The organism is Oceanibacterium hippocampi (assembly GCF_900172325.1).
Taxonomy (GTDB): domain Bacteria; phylum Pseudomonadota; class Alphaproteobacteria; order Sneathiellales; family Sneathiellaceae; genus Oceanibacterium; species Oceanibacterium hippocampi.
The window spans coordinates 561,847-581,814 of sequence record NZ_FWFR01000003.1; the positions used below are offsets into that span (position 1 = coordinate 561,847).

At 66.4% G+C, this 19,968-nt stretch carries 16 protein-coding genes; 8 read left to right on the forward strand and 8 right to left on the reverse strand.

Translation table 11 applies throughout. The features are described from left to right. Position 1: 1 nt before the first annotated feature. From OCH7691_RS17970 to OCH7691_RS18000, 7 genes are all read right to left on the reverse strand, one after another. Positions 2 to 3,493, reverse strand: a complete 3,492-nt coding sequence (locus tag OCH7691_RS17970; protein WP_085884960.1) for an indolepyruvate ferredoxin oxidoreductase family protein — start codon at positions 3,491 to 3,493, stop codon at positions 2 to 4. 26 nt (positions 3,494 to 3,519) lie between these two features. Next, positions 3,520 to 4,215 (reverse strand): ABC transporter ATP-binding protein, encoded by a 696-nt coding sequence (locus OCH7691_RS17975; RefSeq protein ID WP_085884961.1) that lies wholly within the window; start codon positions 4,213 to 4,215, stop codon positions 3,520 to 3,522. Next, the gene (locus tag OCH7691_RS17980) at positions 4,208 to 4,981 is read right to left on the reverse strand and encodes an ABC transporter ATP-binding protein (protein ID WP_085884962.1); all 774 of its coding nucleotides are present in this window, start codon (positions 4,979 to 4,981) and stop codon (positions 4,208 to 4,210) included. Before OCH7691_RS17980 ends, OCH7691_RS17975 begins: the two co-directional genes overlap by 8 nt. After that, on the reverse strand, positions 4,978 to 6,270 hold the full coding sequence (locus OCH7691_RS17985; protein WP_085884963.1) for a branched-chain amino acid ABC transporter permease: 1,293 nt from the start codon (positions 6,268 to 6,270) through the stop codon (positions 4,978 to 4,980). The genes OCH7691_RS17980 and OCH7691_RS17985 overlap by 4 nt, the downstream gene beginning before the upstream one ends. Then, entirely contained in the window at positions 6,267 to 7,217 is a 951-nt protein-coding gene (locus OCH7691_RS17990; RefSeq protein ID WP_085884964.1) for a branched-chain amino acid ABC transporter permease, read from the reverse strand. Before OCH7691_RS17990 ends, OCH7691_RS17985 begins: the two co-directional genes overlap by 4 nt. Before the next feature lie 191 nt (positions 7,218 to 7,408). Beyond that, complete coding sequence (locus OCH7691_RS17995; protein WP_085885155.1) at positions 7,409 to 8,662, reverse strand: branched-chain amino acid ABC transporter substrate-binding protein; 1,254 nt, start codon at positions 8,660 to 8,662, stop codon at positions 7,409 to 7,411. A 140-nt stretch (positions 8,663 to 8,802) separates the two neighbouring features. Continuing rightward, positions 8,803 to 9,696 (reverse strand): S1 family peptidase, encoded by an 894-nt coding sequence (locus tag OCH7691_RS18000; protein WP_085884965.1) that lies wholly within the window; start codon positions 9,694 to 9,696, stop codon positions 8,803 to 8,805. A 181-nt stretch (positions 9,697 to 9,877) separates the two neighbouring features. Between OCH7691_RS18000 and OCH7691_RS18005 the strand changes: the two genes are divergently transcribed. Continuing rightward, positions 9,878 to 11,287 carry a patatin-like phospholipase family protein gene (locus tag OCH7691_RS18005; RefSeq protein ID WP_139839773.1) on the forward strand — a complete coding sequence of 470 codons (1,410 nt, stop codon included), beginning with the start codon at positions 9,878 to 9,880 and terminating at the stop codon, positions 11,285 to 11,287. Here OCH7691_RS18005 and OCH7691_RS18010 read toward each other — a convergent pair. After that, positions 11,284 to 12,240 (reverse strand): LysR substrate-binding domain-containing protein, encoded by a 957-nt coding sequence (locus tag OCH7691_RS18010; protein WP_085884966.1) that lies wholly within the window; start codon positions 12,238 to 12,240, stop codon positions 11,284 to 11,286. The two genes, OCH7691_RS18005 and OCH7691_RS18010, sit on opposite strands and share 4 nt — an antisense overlap. A 100-nt stretch (positions 12,241 to 12,340) precedes the next feature. Here OCH7691_RS18010 and OCH7691_RS18015 point away from each other — a divergent pair, with 100 nt between their 5' ends. The 7 genes from OCH7691_RS18015 to OCH7691_RS18045 all read left to right on the forward strand — a co-directional run bounded on the left by OCH7691_RS18015 (position 12,341) and on the right by OCH7691_RS18045 (position 19,935). Next, positions 12,341 to 13,246, forward strand: coding sequence for an EamA family transporter (locus OCH7691_RS18015; RefSeq protein WP_139839774.1), 906 nt, complete (start codon positions 12,341 to 12,343; stop codon positions 13,244 to 13,246). Between the two features lie 284 nt (positions 13,247 to 13,530). Continuing rightward, on the forward strand, positions 13,531 to 14,346 hold the full coding sequence (locus OCH7691_RS18020) for an ABC transporter ATP-binding protein (protein WP_085884968.1): 816 nt from the start codon (positions 13,531 to 13,533) through the stop codon (positions 14,344 to 14,346). Beyond that, the gene (locus OCH7691_RS18025; protein ID WP_085884969.1) at positions 14,346 to 15,059 is read left to right on the forward strand and encodes an ABC transporter ATP-binding protein; all 714 of its coding nucleotides are present in this window, start codon (positions 14,346 to 14,348) and stop codon (positions 15,057 to 15,059) included. Before OCH7691_RS18020 ends, OCH7691_RS18025 begins: the two co-directional genes overlap by 1 nt. A 12-nt stretch (positions 15,060 to 15,071) precedes the next feature. After that, the gene (locus tag OCH7691_RS18030; protein ID WP_085884970.1) at positions 15,072 to 15,947 is read left to right on the forward strand and encodes a branched-chain amino acid ABC transporter permease; all 876 of its coding nucleotides are present in this window, start codon (positions 15,072 to 15,074) and stop codon (positions 15,945 to 15,947) included. Positions 15,948 to 15,951: 4 nt separating this feature from the next. Continuing rightward, a complete protein-coding gene (locus tag OCH7691_RS18035) occupies positions 15,952 to 16,995 on the forward strand; it encodes a branched-chain amino acid ABC transporter permease (protein ID WP_217808129.1) in 1,044 nt (347 codons plus the stop codon). A gap of 79 nt (positions 16,996 to 17,074) precedes the next feature. Further along, positions 17,075 to 18,301, forward strand: coding sequence for an ABC transporter substrate-binding protein (locus OCH7691_RS18040; RefSeq protein ID WP_085884971.1), 1,227 nt, complete (start codon positions 17,075 to 17,077; stop codon positions 18,299 to 18,301). A gap of 95 nt (positions 18,302 to 18,396) precedes the next feature. Continuing rightward, positions 18,397 to 19,935, forward strand: coding sequence for a class I adenylate-forming enzyme family protein (locus OCH7691_RS18045; RefSeq protein WP_085884972.1), 1,539 nt, complete (start codon positions 18,397 to 18,399; stop codon positions 19,933 to 19,935). Positions 19,936 to 19,968 lie beyond the last annotated feature (33 nt).

Sequence of the window (19,968 nt, forward strand, 5' to 3'; positions counted from 1 at the left end):
GCTATTCCGCCGCCGCACGGGCTTCACCGGTCTCGCCGCGGAAGGCGGCGCGCAGCGCCGCTTCCTTCTCCGCCGCTTTGGCGATCGCCGCTTCCTTGACATGGCCGAAGCCGCGGATCTCCAGCGGCAACGAGGCGAGCGCCACCGCCGCGCCGTGGTTGCCGGCATCGAGGCCGCCGACCAGTTCGCCAACGAGGGCCTCGTAGTCGCGGATCGCCCGGCGCTCGGCCCGGCGCTCGTCGGTCCGGCCGAACGGGTCGAGGAAGGTTCCGCGCAACCCGCGCAGGCGGGCGAGCAGTCGGAAGGCACGCATCATCGAGGGGCCGAATTCCTGCTTCACCAGGTGCCCGGTCAGCGGATCGCGCTTGGCGAACAGCGGCGGGGCAAGGTGGAATTTCAGCTTGTAGTCGCCCTCGAAGGTGGCGCCGAGGCGCTTCTCGAACTCGCCCGAGGCATAGAGCCGGGCGACCTCGTACTCGTCCTTGTAGGCGAGAAGCTTGTGATAGCCCCTGGCAACCGCCTCGGCGAGACCGTTCCTGCCGGGCGTGCGCTCCGCCTCGGCGGCGCGCACCTTCTCGACCAGTGCCGCGTAGCGGCGGCCGAGCCGGGCATTCTGGTAGCCGGTGAGGAAGTCCCGCCGGCGGGCGACGATGTCGTCGAGCGTCTCGGCGAAGGCCGGCGCCTCGACCGCTTTCAGGGCCGGACGCGCGGCGCTCTCGACGGCCTCCAGGTCGGCGGCCGCCCGCCGGCCCCAGTCGAAGGTCTTGCGGTTGGCCTCGACGGCGACGCCGTTGAGCGCGATCGCCTCCTCGAAGGCGGCGACGGATAGCGGGATCAGGCCCCTCTGGAAGGCGAAGCCGACAAGGAAAAGGTTGGCGGCGATGGAATTGCCGAGCAGCGCTGTCGCAAGCCGTGTCGCGTTGACGAAATCGGCCTGCTCGCCACCGACCGCCTCGGCGATCAGGGCCTCGACCTCGGCCGCGTCCAGCTTCATGTCCGGCTGCAGCGCGAACGAGGCGACCGGCACCAGGTGGCGGTTGATCACCGCGCGCGTCCGTCCGGGCGCGTAGGTTGCCAGCGCCTCGGCCCCGGCGGCGACCACCATGTCGCAGCCGAGCACCAGGTCGGCCTGGCGGCTCGGAATCCGCGTCGAGCCGGCGGCGCCGCCCTCGCTCATGATCCGCACATGACTGGTCACGGCGCCGTTCTTCTGGGCGAGACCGGTCTGGTCGAGCACGGTGACGCCCTTGCCCTCGATATGGGCCGCCATGCCGAGCAGCGCGCCGACGGTAACAACGCCGGTCCCGCCGATGCCGGTGACCAGGATGTTGAAGCTCTGGCCGATCGGCGCGGGCGTCGGCTCCGGCAGGCCGGCGGCCGGCTCGGTCTGCGCCGTGGCGGCGGCGGGCTCGGGCCTGGCCGGCTTCTTCAGCGCGCCGCCCTCGACCGTCACGAAGCTCGGGCAGAAGCCCTTCACGCAGGAGAAGTCCTTGTTGCAGTTCGACTGGTCGATCTGCCGCTTGCGGCCGAACTCGGTCTCCAGCGGCAGCACCGCGACGCAGTTCGAGACGACGCCGCAATCGCCGCAGCCCTCGCAGACCGCCTCGTTGATGAAGGCCCGCTTGGCCGGGTCCGGGAAGGTGCCGCGCTTCCGCCGGCGGCGCTTCTCGGCGGCGCAGGTCTGGTCGTAAATCAGGATGGTGACGCCCTCGACCTCGCGCAACTCGCGCTGAACCTGCTCCAGTTCATCGCGGTGCCGGATCGTTGTGCCCGGCGCCCAGTCGGTGCCGGCGACGTATTTCTCCGGCTCGTCGGTGACGACGACGATGCGCTTGACGCCCTCGGCATGGACCTGGCGCGAGATTTGCCAGGGGGTGAGCTGGCCGTCGTGGCGCTGTCCGCCGGTCATGGCGACGGCATCGTTGAAGAGGATCTTGTAGGTGATGTTCACGCCGGACGCGGCGGCTGCCCGGATCGCCATCTTGCCGGAATGGAAATAGGTCCCGTCGCCGAGATTCTGGAAGACGTGCTTTTCCTTCGCGAACGGCGCCTGGCCGATCCAGTTGGCGCCCTCGCCGCCCATGTGGGTATAGGTCGCGGTGCGCCGGTTCGGCATGTAGACCGCCATGGTGTGGCAGCCGATGCCGGCCATGGCGCGGCTTCCCTCCGGCACCTTGGTCGAGCTGTTGTGCGGGCAGCCGGCGCAGAACCACGGCGCCCGGTTGAGCGTCGAGGCAGGCATCCGGTTGCCGTCCTCGCGCCGGTCGGCGAGCGCCAGCTGGTCCCGGATGTCGGTCGGGATGTCGAGCGCGGCGAGGCGGGCGGCAAGCGCATGGCCGACCGAGCGCGCCGACAGGTCGCCGTCCTCGGACAGCAGCGGGCTGCCGTCCGGCGCGGTCTTGCCGACCAGTCGCGGCCGGCGCTCCATGTCGAACAGGATCCGGGCGATCTGGTCCTCCATGACCGCGCGCTTCTCCTCGACCACGATGATTTCCTCGAGCCCCTCGGCAAAGGCGCGCAGGCCCTCGGGCTCCATCGGCCAGGGCATGCCGACCTTGTAGACCGTGATGCCGAGCGACGCGCAGGTCGCCTCGTCGAGGCCGAGTTCATGCAGCGCCTGGCAGACGTCGAGCCAGGCCTTGCCGGTCGAGACGATGCCGAAGCGCGGCTTCGGCGCCGCGTGGCTGACCCGGTCGATGCGATTGGCCTTCGCGAAGGCGCGCACCGCCGGCAGCTTGTAGCGCAGCAGGCGCTCTTCCTGCGGGCGGGCGGAATCCGGCCAGCGGATATGCACGCCGTCGTCCGGCATCGGCGCATCGGTCGGAATGACGATCTCGGGGCGCATCGGATCGACCGCGACCGAGGCCGTGCTCTCGATCGTGTCGGTGAGGCACTTCATCGCGACCCAGCAGCCGGAATAGCGGCTCATGGCGAAGCCGATCAGGCCGAAATCGAGATATTCCTGCACCGTCGAGGGGTTCAGAACCGGGATCATGGCGGCGATCAGCGCCTGCTCCGACTGGTGCGCCGTGGTCGAGGATTTCGCCGTGTGATCGTCGCCGGCGAGCACCAGCACGCCGCCGTTCGGCGCGGTGCCGGCCAGGTTGCCGTGCTTCAGCGCGTCGCCGGACCGATCGACGCCCGGGCCCTTGCCGTACCAGATGCCGAAGACGCCGTCATAGTCGCTGCCGCCGAACAGGTTGAGCTGCTGGGTGCCCCAGACGGAGGTCGCCGCGAGGTCCTCGTTCACACCGGGCTGGAAGTGGATGTCGTTGTTGCCGAGGAAAGGTGCCGCCTGCCAGAGCGCCTGGTCGTAGCCGCCGAGCGGCGAGCCGCGATAGCCGGAGATGAAGCCGCCGGTGCGGAGGCCCGCCGCCGCGTCGCGCTGGCGCTGCATGATCGGCAGGCGGACCAGTGCCTGCGTTCCGGTCACATAGATGCGCCCACTTTCGAGGACATACTTGTCCTCCAGCGAAATCCTGGCCACGGCCATGGCTACCACTCCTCAACGTTACGGCGTCAGACCTCGAGCCATTCCCGGCGGATCTGCTCGTTCGCGCGCAATTCGTCCGGCGTTCCCTCGTAGACGATGCGCCCGTGCCCCATAACGTATACGCGATGAGAGATACTGAGGGCGATGGCCAGTTTTTGCTCCACCAGCAAAATAGATATGCCCCTGGCCGCGATCGCCTCGAGCAGCGTGCCGACCTGGGTCACGACGCGCGGCGCCAGCCCTTCGGTGGGCTCGTCGACGATCACCAGGTCGGGATCGCCCATCAGCGTCCGGCACATGGTCAGCATCTGCTGCTCCCCGCCCGACAGGACCCCGCCCGGCACGTCGGCCCGCTCGCGCAGGTTCGGGAACAGGTCGAACATGTCCTCCATGCTCCAGCGTCCGCTCTTGCCGGCCTTCTTCTGGCCGAGCAGCAGGTTCTGCCGGGCCGTGAGCGCCGGGAAGATGTCGCGGTTCTCGGGCACGTAACCGAGCCCGCGCTGGGCGATCTGGTGCGGCTTGAGACCGGCTATCTCCTCGCCCTTGAAGACGATCGACCCGTTCGGCGGGACATCGCCCATGATCGCCTTCGCCGTCGTCGACCGGCCGACGCCGTTGCGCCCGAGCAGGCTGACGATCTCGCCGTCGCCGATCTCGAAATTGACGCCCTGGAGAATATGACTCTTGCCGTAATAGGCGTGCAGGTCGCGTACCTCAAGCATCCGCCATTTCCTCCGCTTCCTCGGCGGTGCCGAGATAGGCCTCCTGCACGGCCTTGTTGCCGCGGATCCGCTCCGGCGTGTCGGTGGCGATCAGTTCGCCGTAGACCAGCACCGAGATCTTGTCGGCAAGGTCGAAGACGACGCCCATGTCATGTTCGACCATGACCAGCGTCTTGCCCTCCGAAATGCGGCGGATGAGTTCGACCGCCTGGTCGGTTTCGCTCCTGCTCATGCCCGCAGTCGGCTCGTCGAGCATGATCACGTCGGCGCCGCCGGCGATCGTGATGCCGATTTCCAGCGCCCGCTGCTCGGCATAGGTCAGCACGCCGGCCGGGATGTCCCGCCGGTCGGCGAGGCCGATCTCCTCGAGGATCCGCTCGCTTTCCTCGGTCAGGTCCCGGAGCTGGTCGACAAGACGCCAGAAGGCGTAGCGGTAGCCCGCCGACCACAGCATGCCGCAGCGGACATTCTCGAACACGCTCATGCGCGGGAAGATGTTGGTGACCTGGAAGCTGCGGCTCAGCCCCTGGCGGTTGATCTCGAAAGGCAGCTTCCCGGAAATATCCTCGCCATGCAGGAAGATCTGCCCGCCGGACGGCTCGTACTTGCCGCTGATCAGGTGGAACAGGGTCGATTTCCCGGCGCCGTTCGGGCCGATGATGGCATGGCGGGTGCCCTTGCCGATCTCCAGGTCGACACCCCGGATGATCTCGGTGCGACCGAAATTCTTCCGCAGATCGCGAAGGCGGATGGCCGGCTCGGTCATGCTGAACTCCCCTTCGCGTCATAACTGGTCGCCGCCTGGAAGCTGGCGGCGACGGCCGGCGCCAGGCGCCGCGTCAGGTACCCGCCGGCGAGTGTCAGGGCCGTGAACACCGCCCATGGCAGCGGCGAGGTGAAGTCGACGGTGACGTAGAAGACCGTCATCTCGACCTCGCCGGTCGGCGCGCCGTTCCGGTAATGGAACATCTCGAGCAGGCCGACCAGGCCGCAGAACAGCATCGCGACCGGGATCACCATCGTCAGGTAGGGCACCACGAGGCTTCGCAGCCGGCCGAGGCGCCAGGCCGGCACATGCATCATCATGATGCCGGTCAGGCCGGTCGGGACGTAAAGCACCGTGGCCAGGAAGACGAGGCCGACATAGAGCACCCAGAGATCCGTGTAGCCGCTCAGCACGGTCTGCAGCAGGGTGAAGATCACGGCCCCCACGATCGGCCCGATGAAGTAGCCGATGCCGCCGATATAGGCCATCAGGAGCACGCCGCCCGAGGTCGTCGCGTTCAGGTTCTGCTCGGTCAGGATCTCGTAGTTGATGGCGAACAGCCCGCCGGCGATGCCGGCGAAGAAGCCGGCCGCGCAGAACGAGATCAGCCGCACCGTGCGCTGGCTGTAGCCGACGAACTCGGCCCGCTCCGGATTGTCGCGCACGGCGTTCGCCATCCGCCCGGCCGGGGTGCGCGAGAACAGGTACATGAACAGCACCGCCACCAGGACCCAGACGGCGATCAGGTAATAGACCTCGATGTCCTGCAGGAAATTGAAGCCGAAGATGCCGGGCCCGGTGGTCCGGTCGCCGCTCACCCCTTCCTCGCCGCCGAAGAAGACGACAAGGATCAGCGACAGTGCCGCGACCAGTTCGCCGATGCCGAGCGAGATCATGGCGAAGACGGTGCCGGCGCGGCGGGTCGAGAAACTGCCGATCACCAGCGCCATGAACAGGCCGAACAGGCCGCCCATGAACGGCGTCAGGTAAATCGGAAAGACGAAGAGCTGCTGGTCGACCCAGTCGATCATGTGCATGGCGAAGAAACCGCCGAGACCGAAATAGACCGCGTGGCCGAAGGACAGCATGCCGCCCTGCCCGAGCATCATGTTGTAGGAGAGCGCGAAGACGATCGCGATCCCCATCTGGTTCATCACGGTGACGGCCAGCCCCGAGGTGAAGATCTGCGGCAGGATCAGCAGGACCGCCGCCGAGACGAGCCAGACGGCGAGCCGGCGAAAGGTCGCGCGCCTCGTCGTCGCGGCCCCTGTTGTCGCGATCACGCTCATGACTCACGTTTCCCCATGAGGCCCTGCGGGCGGAAAATCAGCATCAGCACCAGCATCAGGTACGGAATGATCGGCGCGATCTGCGGCAGGGTGATGGTCCACACGTCGACCAGGAAATCGTCCGGACTGAAGCTCATTCCGAAGAGCCCGAAGAAATCCGATACCGAAACGTCGAGGGCGACGGCGACGGTCTGGATCAGTCCGATCATGATCGAGGCGACGAAGGCGCCGGACAGCGATCCGAGCCCGCCGAAAACGACGACAACGAAGACGATCGTGCCCAGTTCGAAGGCCATCGCCGGACCCGTGCCGAGAACCGGCCCGGCGATCACGCCGGCGATCGCGGCAAGCGCCGAGCCGACCCCGAAGGTCGCCATGAAGATGAACGGCACGTTGTGGCCGAGCATGGCGACGATGTTCGGGTGGGTGATCGCCGCCTGGATGATCATGCCGACACGGGACCGGGTGAGGACCGCGAAGAGGAGCACGAAGATCGCGATCGAGACCAGCAGCATGAACGCCTTGTAGGCCGGGAAGGCGTTGCCGAACATCTCGAAGAAAGTGAAGTCGAGCACCTCCGGCACGCGGTAGTCCTGGAGCTGTTTGCCCCAGAAGAACTGGACGACCTCCTCGATCAGGAAAGCAAGGCCGAAGGTGAAGATCAGTTCCGCCACGTGGCCGTAGCGATGCACGTGGCGGAGGCCGTAGCGTTCGACGAGGGCGCCGAGCAGGCCGGCGATGATCGGCGCGATGATCAGGGCCGGGAAGAAGCCGATGTAGCCGCTCATCGTGAAGGCGAAATAGGCCCCGAGCATGTAGAAGCTCGCATGGGCGAAATTGAGCACGCCCATCATGCTGAAGATCAGCGTGAGCCCGCTCGAGAGCATGAACAGGAGCAGTCCGTAAACCAGCCCGTTCAGGATCGAAAACAGAATGAGTTCAAACATGATCCGCCTGACATTGCCGCCGGCCGGGACCGTTGACCGGGCAGGGAAAGGACGGCGACAACCGTTCGCCACGCCTCATTCGGGCGACGCCGCAGCAGAAACGGACATCAACGCGGGCAATCCGGTTGTCGCGGATGGCCCCGCCGGCGACACGGTCACCGGCGGGACGTCCGTCTGTCAGCGCCCTGTCGTCAGGACGGCCTTTTCATCTTGCAGGTCGTCGGAAGCTCGACGGCCGACACTGGCACTGCACGTTCCTCGACGAGACCGAAGCCGGAATTGTCCATGTCGAACTCAACATTCTCGTCGGTATGGACGAAGATCCGGATCGGCATCGCGAGCTGGTGGTCGGAGGCCCGCATGATCACGCGGTCGCCGGCGATGGTGGTGAATTCCATGCCTTCCAGGGCCCGGGCGATATCGTCGACGTTGGTGTTGCCGGCCTTGTCGATCGCCCTGGCGAGCATCTGGACGGTATTGATGATCCGGAACTGGGTGATGTTCTCGTTCTCGTACTTCGCCTCGTAGGCCGTCGTGTAGGCCCGGAAAGCATCCGTGTGGGCCGGGTTGGCCGCGCCCTCGGTGACCAGCATGATCCGGCCCTTGCCGGCGGCGCCGAGCGTCGCGGTGATACCGTTACCTGCCGCGTAATAGGTGTAGAACGGAACATCGAGGCCGATGTCGTTCGCCGCCTTGGCGAGGTTCACCATGTCCGCGCCCCAGTTGCCGGTGATCACGGCCTTCGCGCCGGAAGCCTTGATCTTGGTGACGTAGGGGGTGAAGTCCTTGACCTTGCCGATCGGGTGCAGCTCGTTGCCGACGATCTCGAGATCGGGGCGCTTCTTCCCGAGCATGTCGACCGCGGCGGCCGCGACCGCCTTGCCGAACGAGTAGTCCTGGCCGATGACGTAGACCTTGTCGATGTCGGCGCGGGCTTTGATGTCGTCCGTCAGCGCCTCCATCTTCATGTCGGCGTTGGCGTCGAAGCGGAAATGCCAGAAATTGCATTTCTCGTTGGTCAGCGCCGGGTCGACGGCCGAGTAGTTGAGATAGAGAATCCGCTGGTCCGGGTTGCGGGTGTTGTGCTTCTCGACCGCATCGGTAAGCGCGTTGGCCACGCCCGAACTGTTGCCCTGGACGATCACCTTGACGCCGTCGCCGATCGCCTTCTTGAGCTGGATGAGGGCTTCCTTGGCGCTGACCTGGTTGTCGTACCCGGTGACCTCCAGCATCGTGCCGCCGAGCACCCCGCCTTTCTTGTTGACGAGTTCGTCGGCTGCGAAGGTGAACTGCTTGAGGCCGCTCTGGCCGACCGCAGCAAAGGGTCCCGACAGCGGGTCGATGAAACCGATCTTGATGGTGTCGGCGGCCTGCGCCTGGCCGACAGCGATCCCGGCGGTCATTGCCAACGCAACGACGAGCCCGGCAAATCTGGATGTTTGCATCATCACTCCCTTGTGCCTCGTGGCGCATGCAATGCAATGCACCTATTGATTGTTGGTTTTTCCCTGTAGGCGCATGATGGCGGAGGCTCGGTCAACTGTCCATATTTTATGGGGAGCGCCAAGCAACCGGCGGGACATGCTCAGCGCCAGCAGCCGACCCGCACGATAAAGGGCCGCGACTCGCCGAATACACTGTCCCGGGTCCGTTCCGCCCGCTCCGTCCCGGCCTGCAGACGATGCGCCGAGACGCCGTTCTCGGCGAGGAACTCGAGGACCGGCCGGGCGGCGATCGCGATCCCGACATCGGTCACCAGATTGCCGGACTTTCGATAGATCTCGGGCGTGTTCGCTTTCGCGAAGACGACCCCGACGACTGCCCCCCGGGCGTCGAGTACCGGGCCCCCGCTGTTGCCCGGACGGACATCGCCGCGCACCAGGAAGAAGGCCGGCAGTACGTCGCCCGGCATGACCGGCCGGAGCACCACCGCATTCGTCATGCTCGGCAGGATCGGCGCGACCCCCTGGGTCGGATAGCCGATGAGGTCGGCCCTGCCGCTCGCCTGCAGGACCGCACCCGGATCGAAGACAGCTACAGCCGGCGCCGCTGCGTCGGTCGTCAGCAGGGCGAGGTCGAGGGTCATGTGGCTGGCGACAAGGTGAGCCGTACGGCGTTCGCCGCCGGTCGTCTCCACCGACAGCGCGGAGCAGTTGCGCACGACATGGACGTTGGTGAGCACCTGTCCGCCGTCGGCGACGAAGAAGCCGGTGCCGATCCCGGTCAGCCGTCGACCGGGTTCGACCGGCTTCGGGCCGGAAAATCCCTGCTGCATGCGCTCGATCCGCCGCTGGCGCACCGTCTCCGCCATCTCGTCGCTGACGATCTCGCCCGCGCATTTGGCGGCGAAGGTACGGCTGACCATCTCGCGCGCCTTGTCGTAGCAGTTGACCACCGCGGCTTGTTCGGCGCGCACGGCCGACGCACCGGCGCTTGCCGCGACCGACAGGATGATGGCGAACAGTATTCCCCGGGTCATGCAAGTCCTTTCCGCCTGTCCCGGCACGACTCAGGAGCGCCACGGCGACAGGCGGAAACCAGTCTAGCGGCGCGCCCGGACATTGTCCCCTCCTTCGCTGGGCCGCCCCGTCACAACCGCCGCCCGCCACGCGTCCTCAGTCGGGATAGCAGGCGAAACCGAACTGACGGACCTCGAGCCAATGGCGAAAACAGCACGGATCCTGTCCATCGACGGCGGGGGCATCCGGGGGATCATCCCGGCACTCGTCCTGAAGAAACTGGAAGGCCAACTCGGCCATGGCATCGCGGAATCCTTCCACATGATCGCCGGCACCTCGACCGGCGCCCTGATCGCCGCCGGATTGTCACGCCCGCGGCCGGAGCCGCTGAGCGCGAACGAACTCGCCCGGCTCTACGTGGAGGACGGTCCGAAGATCTTTCAGCGCTCGCTCTGGCACGGGGTTTCCTCGCTCGGCGGCCTGACCGACCAGCGCTACGACGCCGCGCCGCTCGAGCGGATACTCGATATGACCTTCGGCAACACGCTGATGTCGGAGGCCGCGACCGACCTGCTGGTTCCGGCCTACGAGATCGAACGCAGCAGCGGCGGCCGGCGCGAGAAGGGTCCGCATTTCTTCAAGAGCTGGCACGCCCGCGGACACCGCAATGAAAAGCCAGACTCGCACGACTTCTATGTCCGCGACGTGGTGCGCGCCTCGACCGCGGCGCCGACCTATTTCGAGGCGGCCGACATCCTCGACCGGGCTGGCGACGAGCGCTACCTGATCGACGGCGGCGTCGTGGCGAACAACCCGGCGCTCTGCGCGCTCGCCTCGGCGCGCCGTCTCTATCCGGCCGCGGATTCCTTTCTGCTCGTCTCGCTCGGAACCGGCGACCTCGGCCGCCCGATCGAGTTCGACGCGGCCCGGCACTGGGGAATCTCCGGCTGGGCGCGGCCGTTGCTGAGCGTGATTTTCGGCGGCGGGTCCGAAAGCGTCGACTATCAGCTCGGCCAGTTGCTGACGCCGGGGCGCTCCTTTTTCCGCTTCCAGACCGACCTGCTGCCGTTCGCCGACGGGCTGCAGGGGCCGAACGACGACTTCGACGACGCCTCGCCCGACAACCTGCTGAAGCTGCAACGGAAAGCCACCGAGCTGGTCGAGGCCCGCGCCGACGACATCGTTGCCCTGGTCAAGCTGCTGCAATCCGACATGGCGCCGCGCGAGGCGCTCACCGGCGAGGACCGGCCCGCCGCGCCGCCGCGCCCGGCCGCGCGGCCGGAGCCGCGACCGGTATCCGCCACCCCGTCGGTCCCGCCGCAGGCCAGGCCGCCGATCGTCGAGCTTGACGAGGAGGATGGCGGGAAAGCGGACACGGCCCCGGGAGAGCCGGCGGCGCCCGCCGAGGCAGTCGCCGGGCCGGCGGAGGGCGACGTCGGCCGGCCGAACGAAGCCGGCGACGACGCGCCCGGGGGCGTCGGCGCGCCGTCGACCCAGGTGACGATGGACCCGGCGCAACCGGCGACCCCGGACGACACGGCGGAAGGGCCCGACGAGGATACGGCGAGCGCCGACACCGGCGGCGGGGACCCGGCCGGCCCCCAGGGTTAGACCGGATCGGATGACGCCGCGTCGCCGAAGCGTTCGGCGAGCCAGTCCCGAAACGGCGCAACACGCGGATCGTCCCCTGCCCCAGCGGAGGTGACGAAGAAATAGGCCAGCGGCTCGTCGAGCGCCGGCTGAAACAGGATGCGAAGACGGCCGGTCGCCAAGTCATCGCGTGCCAGCGCCGTCTTGCCGAGCGCCACGCCGGCGCCTGCGACCGCTGCGTTCAGGACGTCGGCCGAACTGTCGAAATGCAGCCCGGATCGCAGATCGATGGTATCCCCGCCGCCCGCCGCGCCAAGGTAGCGCGCCCAGTCATAGAGGCCGCTTTCGGCTTCAAGCGCGCCGGAATCATGCAGCAGGGTGAGACCCGCTAGATCGCGGATACTGTCGATCCTGCCGTGACGGGCGATGAAGTCCGGGCTTGCCATCGGCGCCACCTGGTTGCCCGCGAGGCGGACAGAGAGGCATCCCGGCACCATGCCGAGGCCATAGTGAATCGCGCAGGCCGCCGCGCCGGCGCCGAGATCCGGCACCTCGCGGTCGGTCCTTATCGCGATCGGAATCGCGGGATAGGCGGCGCGGAACTCGTCGAGATGGGGCACCAGCCACTTGACCACGACCGACGGTGACGCGGAAACGACGAATGGATCGCCCGGAAGCGGCGTCGGCCGGAGCGCATCGAGGCCGGCATGAAAGCTTGCCAGCCCATCGGCCACCGCGGGCGCCAGCCGTCGTCCCGCCTCGGTCAGCCCGACGCCCTTGCCTTCGCGGCGGAACAGCGCGATGCCGAGCGCTTCCTCCAGCGCGCGGATCCGGTGGCTGACCGCAGACGGGGTGACGCCCAGTTCGGCCGCCGCGGCGGCGAAGTGGCGGTGCCGGGCAGCCGCCTCGAAAACCCTCAGGAAATCCAGTGGCGGCAACCGGCCGGCGCCAGCCGGGTGATGAGGTCCACTCATTGCATTATTGAGAAAGATTCACTGGTTGTCGCAGCCGGGTTCCGAGAATATTGAACAACACCAGCCGACGGAAAGAGTTCTTTTCATCAATCGGACGATCATGGCCGATCTCTGGATCCCGATAACCCTGTTCGCCGCGCTGATGCAGGCGGTCCGCACGGCGTTGCAGAAGCACATGACGGCATCGCTGTCGACGGCGGCGGTCAGCCTCGCGCGCTATCTCTACGGACTGCCCTTCGCGCTCGCCTATCTCGCGCTGCTCGCCGTATGGAGCAGCGACGGCGGCCCGCGGCTGACGCCGGCCTTCCTCGTCGACGGCGCCGTGGCCGGTGCCGCCCAGGTCATCGCGAGCGCCCTGATGGTCGCCCTGTTCCGGTACCGGAATTTCGCCGTCGGCATCACCTATTCCAAGACCGAGGCAATCCAGACGGCGGTCCTGTCGAGCCTGCTGCTGGGTGAATCCCTCGACGCGGTCGCCTCCTTCTCGGTCGCGATCGGCGCCGTCGGCATCATGGTGATCTCGACCACCGGCCAGCAGTACGGCGTCGGCGCGCTGGCCAAGGCGCTGACTGCCCGTCCGGCCCTCATGGGCCTGGCCTCCGGCCTCGGTTTCGCCGTCGCCTCGGTCTATATCCGCTCGGCAGCCCATGCCCTCGACGGCGGCGACGACATCATTCGCGCCGCCGCGACGCTTGCCTATGTCGTATCGCTGCAGACGATCATGCTCGCCGCCTACATGGCCGTCCGGGAACGCGCCGCGCTGGCGGCCCTGATCCGCGCCTGGCGGCCGGCCGGACTGGTCGGCCTGACCTCCGTGCTCGGCTCGGCCGGCTGGTTCACCGCGATGACCCTGCAGCACGCCGCGCTCGTCAAGACGCTCGGACAAATAGAGATCGTCGCCACGTTGGCAATATCTCACTATATTTTTCGCGAACCGCCGACAAAACGTGAATTGTTCGGAATGGCGCTGGTTTTCGCGGCTGTCATCACGTTATTTCGACGGTAATGACGTTATCCTATTTTTCAACACGTTGTTTTTATTGAATTATTTACTCCCTCTAATCCTATTTTTGCATATTTGGGAAGCACTCGCGCGCAGAGTCGCGAAACAAAAGGAATTGTCAGCCCCACGATTCCGTCCCATTATTATCGGACAAGAAACAAGGGCAACGGCGACCGTGCCTGTCACGGCGACCGAGACCGCAGGGAGAGATATGTCGGGGCGCAGGTGTTATTCCGCCCCGCAGTTGCCAGGCCGGATAGCGGCGTTGGCAGCGGGCGGGTGCGTGCATGTCCGGTAGTTTGGCCGAACGAAGCGAACCGGATCCGCGCACGGCGTCGGGACCGCTTCTCGACGTCAGTGGCATCAAGTTGAGTTTCGGCGGCATCAAGGCGCTGGACGATGTCAGTTTTACCGTCGACAGCGGGCAGATCGTCGGCCTCATCGGGCCGAACGGCGCCGGCAAGACCACGATGTTCAACTGCCTGAGCCGGGTCTATGTGCCGAACGAGGGCCAGATCCGCTTCAAGGGCCAGCCGATCCTCAAGGAACCGACGCACCGGATCGCCGATATCGGCATCGGTCGCACCTTCCAGAACCTGGCGCTGTTCAAGACCATGACCGTTCTGCAGAACGTCATGGTCGGCGGACATTGCACGACCGCCAGCGGCTTCATCGGCAATGCCCTGAGGCTGCCGTCGGTCCGCCGGGAGGAAGACGAACTGGTCGGCCGGGCGTGGAGCCTGATCAGCTATCTCGGTCTGGAAAGCGTTGCCCACGCACGGGTCTCCGACCTCCCTTTCGGCACCCAGAAGCGGGTCGAGATCGGCCGCGCACTGGCCAGCAAGCCGACCCTGCTGCTGATGGACGAACCGGCCGGGGGCCTCAACCATGAGGAAATCGGCGGCCTGGGCGACCTGATCCGCCAGATCCGAGACGAACGCGACATAACGGTGCTGATCGTGGAACATCACATGAGCCTCGTGATGGCGATATCCGACAAGGTCGTCGCCCTCGATTTCGGGCGCAAGCTTGCCGAGGGCACGCCGGCGGAGGTCCAGAAGGACCCTGAAGTCATTCGCGCCTATCTCGGGACCAACGACTGATGGCGACACTTCTCGAAGTCCGCAATCTCGAAGCCTTCTACGGCCAGACGCAGGCCCTGCACGGCATCGACTTCTCGCTCGAGGACGGCGGCATCACAACGCTTCTCGGGGCCAACGGCGCCGGCAAGACGACGACCCTCCGGGCCATCTGCGGCATGATCACGACCAGCGGGGAAGTCAATTTCGCCGGCACCCCCGTCATGGGCCGCAAGACCGAGGACATCGTCCGCCAGGGCATCGCGCATGTCCCGGAGGGGCGCGGCACCTTCGATCGCATCACGACCGAGGAAAACCTCCGCCTCGGCGCCTATACCCGGCGGGACTCGGCGGCGGTGGCCGAGGATATGGAGACGGTCTTCAGCTATTTCCCGCGCCTGCGGGAACGGCGCAACCAGCAGGCGGGCACGATGTCCGGCGGCGAGCAGCAGATGCTCGCGGTCGGGCGCGCCCTGATGCTGCGGCCGCGCCTGATGCTGCTGGACGAGCCCTCCTTCGGTCTCGCCCCGCTGATCGTGCAGGAACTGTTCGAGATCCTGCGCACGATCAACCGCGAGCAGAATGTCAGCATGTTGCTGGTCGAACAGAATGCCTCGCTGGCGCTCAGTCTCGCCGATCACGCATATCTTCTGGAGACCGGCCGGGTCGTCATGTCGGGCACCTCGGAGGAAATTGCCTCGGACGAGAGCGTCCGCCAGGCGTATCTCGGTTACTAGGGAGCAGCCGGCATGGATCTCTTCCTGCAGCAACTATTCGGCGGACTGGCGACCGGCGCGATCTACGCCAGCATCGCGCTCGCCGTGGTCATGATCTACCAGGCCATCGACCACTTCAATTTCGCCCAGGGCGAGATGGCGATGTTCTCGACCTTCATCGCCTGGCAGCTCCTCGACTGGGGTTTTCCCTACTGGGCCGCCTTCTTCGCCTGCATCGTGATCTCCTTCCTCGGCGGCGTGGCGATCGAGCGGATCGTCTTCAAGCCGATCCACAACGCGCCGGTGCTCAGCCATATCATCGTCTTCATCGCGCTGTTCTCGATCTTCAACAGCGTCGCCGGGTTCATCTGGGACTACACGATCAAGGCCTACCCGAGCCCCTTCCCGTCCGAGACGCCGTTCGAGACGACGCTGATCGGCATGCACCAGCTCGGCATGATCGCGATCGTCCTGGCCATGCTGGGGGCAATTTACGTCTTCTTCCGCTTCACATCGGTCGGACTGGCCATGCGGGCGGCGGCCGCCAACCCGGTGTCGGCACGGCTCGTCGGGGTCAGCGTCGACTGGATGCTGGCGCTCGGCTGGGGTCTCGCGGCCGCCATCGGCGCCGTCGCGGGCATGCTGATCGCGCCGATCGTCTTCCTCGAGCCCAACATGATGCTCGGCATCCTGCTCTACGGTTTCGCCGGCGCCGTGGTCGGCGGCCTGACCAGCCCCGGCGGTGCGGTCGTCGGCGGCTTCCTGGTGGGCGTGATCGAGAATCTCGCGAGCCTGGTGCCGTTCATCGGCAGCGAGCTCAAGCTGACGGTCGCCCTGGTGCTGATCGTCGGCGTGCTGTTGGTACGTCCGTTCGGCCTGTTCGGCCGCGTCGTCGTGAACCGGGTATAGCGCAATGGCAACCGATACAGACCGATACGCCGGCGCGCCGCGCGCCATGCCGACCCGGAACCCGGCCGACATGCTCCAGATCGCCGGGATCGAGATGGTCTCCTGGCGACGGATCTGGCTTGTCGCCGGCCTCGTGATCGCAATCGCCCTGCCCTTCCTGTTCGAAGGCTTCACCGTCTTCCAGCTGACCCGGGCGCTGATCTACGCGATCGCGATCCTCGGCCTCAACCTGCTGACCGGCTTCAACGGCCAGTTCTCGCTCGGCCACAGCGCCTTCTTCGCGATCGGCGCCTATACGACCGCGATCATGATGGACCGCTGGGAGGTCGCCTATTACTGGACCATCCTGCCGGCCGCGGCGGTCTGTTTCGTGGCGGGCTTCCTGTTCGGCCTGCCGGCGCTCCGCCTGGAAGGGCTCTATCTGGCCCTGGCCACCTTCGCGCTCGCCACGGCGACCCCGCAGATCCTGAAATACGAGCCGGTCGCCAAGTTCACCGGCGGCGTGCAGGGTCTTGACGTGTTTCCCGACGATTCACCGGTTTCGTTCCTCTCGAACGATCAGTGGTGGTACTATTTCACACTCGTCGTCGCGCTGATCGCCTTCCTGGTCGCCTGGAACCTGGTGCGGGGCCGTACCGGCCGGGCGATGATCGCGATCCGCGACAATCCCATTGCCTCGAAAACGATGGGCATCAACACCGCGCTCTACAAGTCGCTCACTTTCGGCGTCAGCGCCGCCTTCACCGGCGTCGCCGGCGCGCTGGAGGCGATCGTGATCCAGTTCGTTGCACCGGACAGCTTCACCTTCCTGCTCGCGGTGAGCTTCCTCGTCGGCCTCGTGGTCGGCGGCATCGGCTCGATCCCGGGCGCGATCTTCGGCGGCCTGTTCATCCTCTTGATACCGAACTGGGCCGACCAGATTTCCCAGGGCCTGTCCTGGGCGATTTACGGACTGTTCCTGATCGGGGCAGTCTACGTGATGCCTGCCGGGGCGGCAGGTCTCGTCCGACTGGTGACGATGCGGCTCGCCAAGAAGCCATCCGGTTGAAGCGGCACGGGCGGACGACAGGGAACAAGTAAGGGATAAAACTGGAGATCGAACTCCACAACGCAAGGAGGAAAGCGTCATGAGTACCTACTCGAAATATCTGGCCCTCGCCGCGGCTGCGGCGCTGGGTGGCATGGTGGCCAGTCAGGCCATCGCCGCCGACAAGATGTACGGCCCGGGCGTGACCGACACCTCGATCAAGATCGGCCACATCAATCCATACAGCGGCCCGGCATCGGCCTACGGCACGATCGGCAAGGCGATTGCCGCCTACTTCAAGAAGGTCAACGACGAGGGCGGCGTGAACGGCCGCATGATCGACCTGGTCTCGGTCGACGACGGCTACAGCCCGCCGAAGACCAAGGAGCAGGCCCGCAAGCTCATCGAGAGCGACGGCGTCCTGCTGATCTTCCAGTCGCTCGGCACGCCGACCAATTCGGCCATCCACACCTACATGAACAAGAAGGAAGTGCCGCAGCTCTTCGTCGCCACCGGCGCCGCGAAATGGGGCGATCCGCAGAACTTCCCCTGGACCATGGGCTGGCAGCCGAACTACCAGACCGAAGGCGCGATCTACGCCAACTGGCTGCTGAAGAACCACCCGGACTCCAAGGTCGCGATCCTTTTCCAGAACGACGATTACGGTAAGGATTACCTGCACGGCTTCGAGGCCGCGCTCGGCGACAAGGCGAAGACGATGATCGTCGCCAAGGAGAGCTACGAGGTCACCGATCCGACGATCGATTCACAGGTCGTGGCCCTGAAGGCGAGCGGCGCCGACACCTTCTTCAACGTCACGACCCCGAAGTTCGCAGCCCAGGCGATCAAGAAGGTCGCGGAAATCGGCTGGAAGCCGATCCATCTCCTGAACAACGTCTCGGCCTCGGTTTCCGCCGTTCTGAAGCCGGCCGGTCTTGAAAACAGCGTCGGTGTCATCACCACGCAGTACCACATGGATCCGACCGATCCGACGTGGAAGGACAATGCCGAGATGAAGGAATGGAACGCCTGGATGGACAAGTACCAGCCGGACGGAGACAAGGCGAGCAGCTTCAACGCCTATGGCTACGCGGTCGCGCAGACCATGGAGCAGGTCCTGAAGCAGGCCGGCGACAACCTGACGCGCGAGAACGTCATGAAGGAAGCCGCCAACCTCCGCCAGTTCCACGCCAAGCTGCTTCTGCCAGGCGTCGAGATCACCACCAGCCCGACGGACTTCTTCCCGATCGAGTCGATGCAGATGGTGCGTTTCAACGGCACGACGTGGGAGCTCTTCGGCGACGTGGTGAAGGCCGAGAGCAGCTGACCCTTCGCGTCTCCTGATACAGGCGGCCGCCGGTTCCGACCGGCGGCCGTTCCTTTTACCCCGACCAAGGCCAACGCGACCGAGAGAGCCCGATCATGGACGTTCGCACCCTGATGCGCCGCGCCGCGCTCTACAATGCCGACCGCGAGGCGATCGTCTGGCGCGACCGGCGCCTGACCTTCCGTGACGCCTGGGCGCGCGGTCTCCGCCTTGCCAATGCCCTGCGATCGCTCGGCCTGCAACCCGGCGACCGCATCGCCTCGCTGGAGGACAACACGGTCGAAGCCGCCGACCTGCTGCTCGGCGCGGCCGCCGCCAACCTCGTCCGGGTACCGCTTTATCCGCGCAATGCACGCGCCTCCCATCTCCACATGATCGGCAATACCGGCTGCCGGGCGATCGTCGTCGCCGCCCGCTACGTGCACGAGATCGAGGGCCTGCGGGACGAGCTTCCGGCGCTCGAACATGTGCTGATCCGCGATGACGGCTACGAGGACTGGCTCGCATCCTGGCCGGCCGACGATCCCGACGTCGCGATCGCGCCGGACGACTATTTCATCATCCGCCATACCGGCGGCACGACCGGCCTGCCGAAGGGCGTCGCCTACACGCACCGCGCCTGGCTCGCCGCCGGACGGGACTGGTTCTATCTCTACCCGCCGCTGGAACCGGGCGACAAATGCCTGCATTGCGGGCCGATCAGCCACGGCGCCGGTTACCTGTTCGTGCCGACCTGGCTCGGCGGCGGCTGCAACGTGCTGCTCGACCAGTTCGATCCGAAGGGTACGGTCGAGCTGATCGAACGCGAGGGCATCGGCTACACCTTCATGGTGCCGACGATGCTGAACGCGATCCTGCACGAGCCGTCCGCCGCCGGGCGCGACTGGTCACGGCTGAAATGCCTGCTGATCTCGGCCGCGCCGATCGCCGACGACACCGCCCGCCGCGCGCACGAGTTGCTCGGCGACGTGCTCTACCAGGGCTACGGCCAGACCGAGGTCCTGCCGGTCGCGATGATGGGGCCGCGCCAGTGGTTCGCGGAAATCGAGGGCTCGAAGCCTCTGCGTGCCTGCGGCATCCCCCTGCCCTTTGCCGAACTGCAGATCTGGGATGCCGAGAACCGTCCGCTGCCGACCGGCGAGGCCGGCGAGATCGTCGCCCGGACAGACGGCCAGATGACCGGTTTCTGGAACGACCCGGTCGGCACCGCCGAGCGGATCGTCGACGGCTGGGTCAAGACCGGCGATGTCGGGATGATGGACGAGAACGGCTATCTCTACCTGCTCGACCGGGCCGGCGACATGATCATCTCGGGCGGCTATAACATCTACCCGGCCGAGCTCGAGAACGTGCTCAACGACCACCCGGCGGTGATCGAGGCGGCGGTTTTCGGCATCCCCCACGACCGCTGGGGCGAGACTCCGATGGCGGTCGTCGTGACCGCGGAACCGGGGGCGGTGAGCGAGGACGAGCTGATCCGGCTCTGCGGCGACCGCCTCGGCTCCTACAAGAAACCCTCCGCCATCGTCGTCCGGCAGGAGCCGCTGCCCAAGAGTCCGGTCGGCAAGATCAAGCGCAAGGATCTCCGCGAACCCTACTGGGAAGGCCGCGACCGCCGGGTCGGCGGCGGCTGACGCCCGGCTTTCGTCCCATACGATAATTCGCTA

Excerpts from the sequence above, each read along its gene's own strand:
- OCH7691_RS18005 (WP_139839773.1), top strand. The coding sequence starts at position 9,878 with ATGGCGAAAACAGCACGGATCCTGTCCATCGACGGCGGGGGCATCCGG.
- OCH7691_RS17995 (WP_085885155.1), bottom strand. The coding sequence starts at position 8,662 with ATGCAAACATCCAGATTTGCCGGGCTCGTCGTTGCGTTGGCAATGACC.
- OCH7691_RS18010 (WP_085884966.1), bottom strand. The coding sequence starts at position 12,240 with ATGAGTGGACCTCATCACCCGGCTGGCGCCGGCCGGTTGCCGCCACTG.
- OCH7691_RS17985 (WP_085884963.1), bottom strand. The coding sequence starts at position 6,270 with ATGAGCGTGATCGCGACAACAGGGGCCGCGACGACGAGGCGCGCGACC.
- OCH7691_RS18030 (WP_085884970.1), top strand. The coding sequence starts at position 15,072 with ATGGATCTCTTCCTGCAGCAACTATTCGGCGGACTGGCGACCGGCGCG.
- OCH7691_RS18040 (WP_085884971.1), top strand. The coding sequence starts at position 17,075 with ATGAGTACCTACTCGAAATATCTGGCCCTCGCCGCGGCTGCGGCGCTG.
- OCH7691_RS17980 (WP_085884962.1), bottom strand. The coding sequence starts at position 4,981 with ATGACCGAGCCGGCCATCCGCCTTCGCGATCTGCGGAAGAATTTCGGT.
- OCH7691_RS18000 (WP_085884965.1), bottom strand. The coding sequence starts at position 9,696 with ATGACCCGGGGAATACTGTTCGCCATCATCCTGTCGGTCGCGGCAAGC.
- OCH7691_RS17990 (WP_085884964.1), bottom strand. The coding sequence starts at position 7,217 with ATGTTTGAACTCATTCTGTTTTCGATCCTGAACGGGCTGGTTTACGGA.
- OCH7691_RS18025 (WP_085884969.1), top strand. The coding sequence starts at position 14,346 with ATGGCGACACTTCTCGAAGTCCGCAATCTCGAAGCCTTCTACGGCCAG.
- OCH7691_RS17970 (WP_085884960.1), bottom strand. The coding sequence starts at position 3,493 with ATGGCCGTGGCCAGGATTTCGCTGGAGGACAAGTATGTCCTCGAAAGT.
- OCH7691_RS17975 (WP_085884961.1), bottom strand. The coding sequence starts at position 4,215 with ATGCTTGAGGTACGCGACCTGCACGCCTATTACGGCAAGAGTCATATT.
- OCH7691_RS18035 (WP_217808129.1), top strand. The coding sequence starts at position 15,952 with ATGGCAACCGATACAGACCGATACGCCGGCGCGCCGCGCGCCATGCCG.
- OCH7691_RS18015 (WP_139839774.1), top strand. The coding sequence starts at position 12,341 with ATGGCCGATCTCTGGATCCCGATAACCCTGTTCGCCGCGCTGATGCAG.
- OCH7691_RS18045 (WP_085884972.1), top strand. The coding sequence starts at position 18,397 with ATGGACGTTCGCACCCTGATGCGCCGCGCCGCGCTCTACAATGCCGAC.
- OCH7691_RS18020 (WP_085884968.1), top strand. The coding sequence starts at position 13,531 with ATGTCCGGTAGTTTGGCCGAACGAAGCGAACCGGATCCGCGCACGGCG.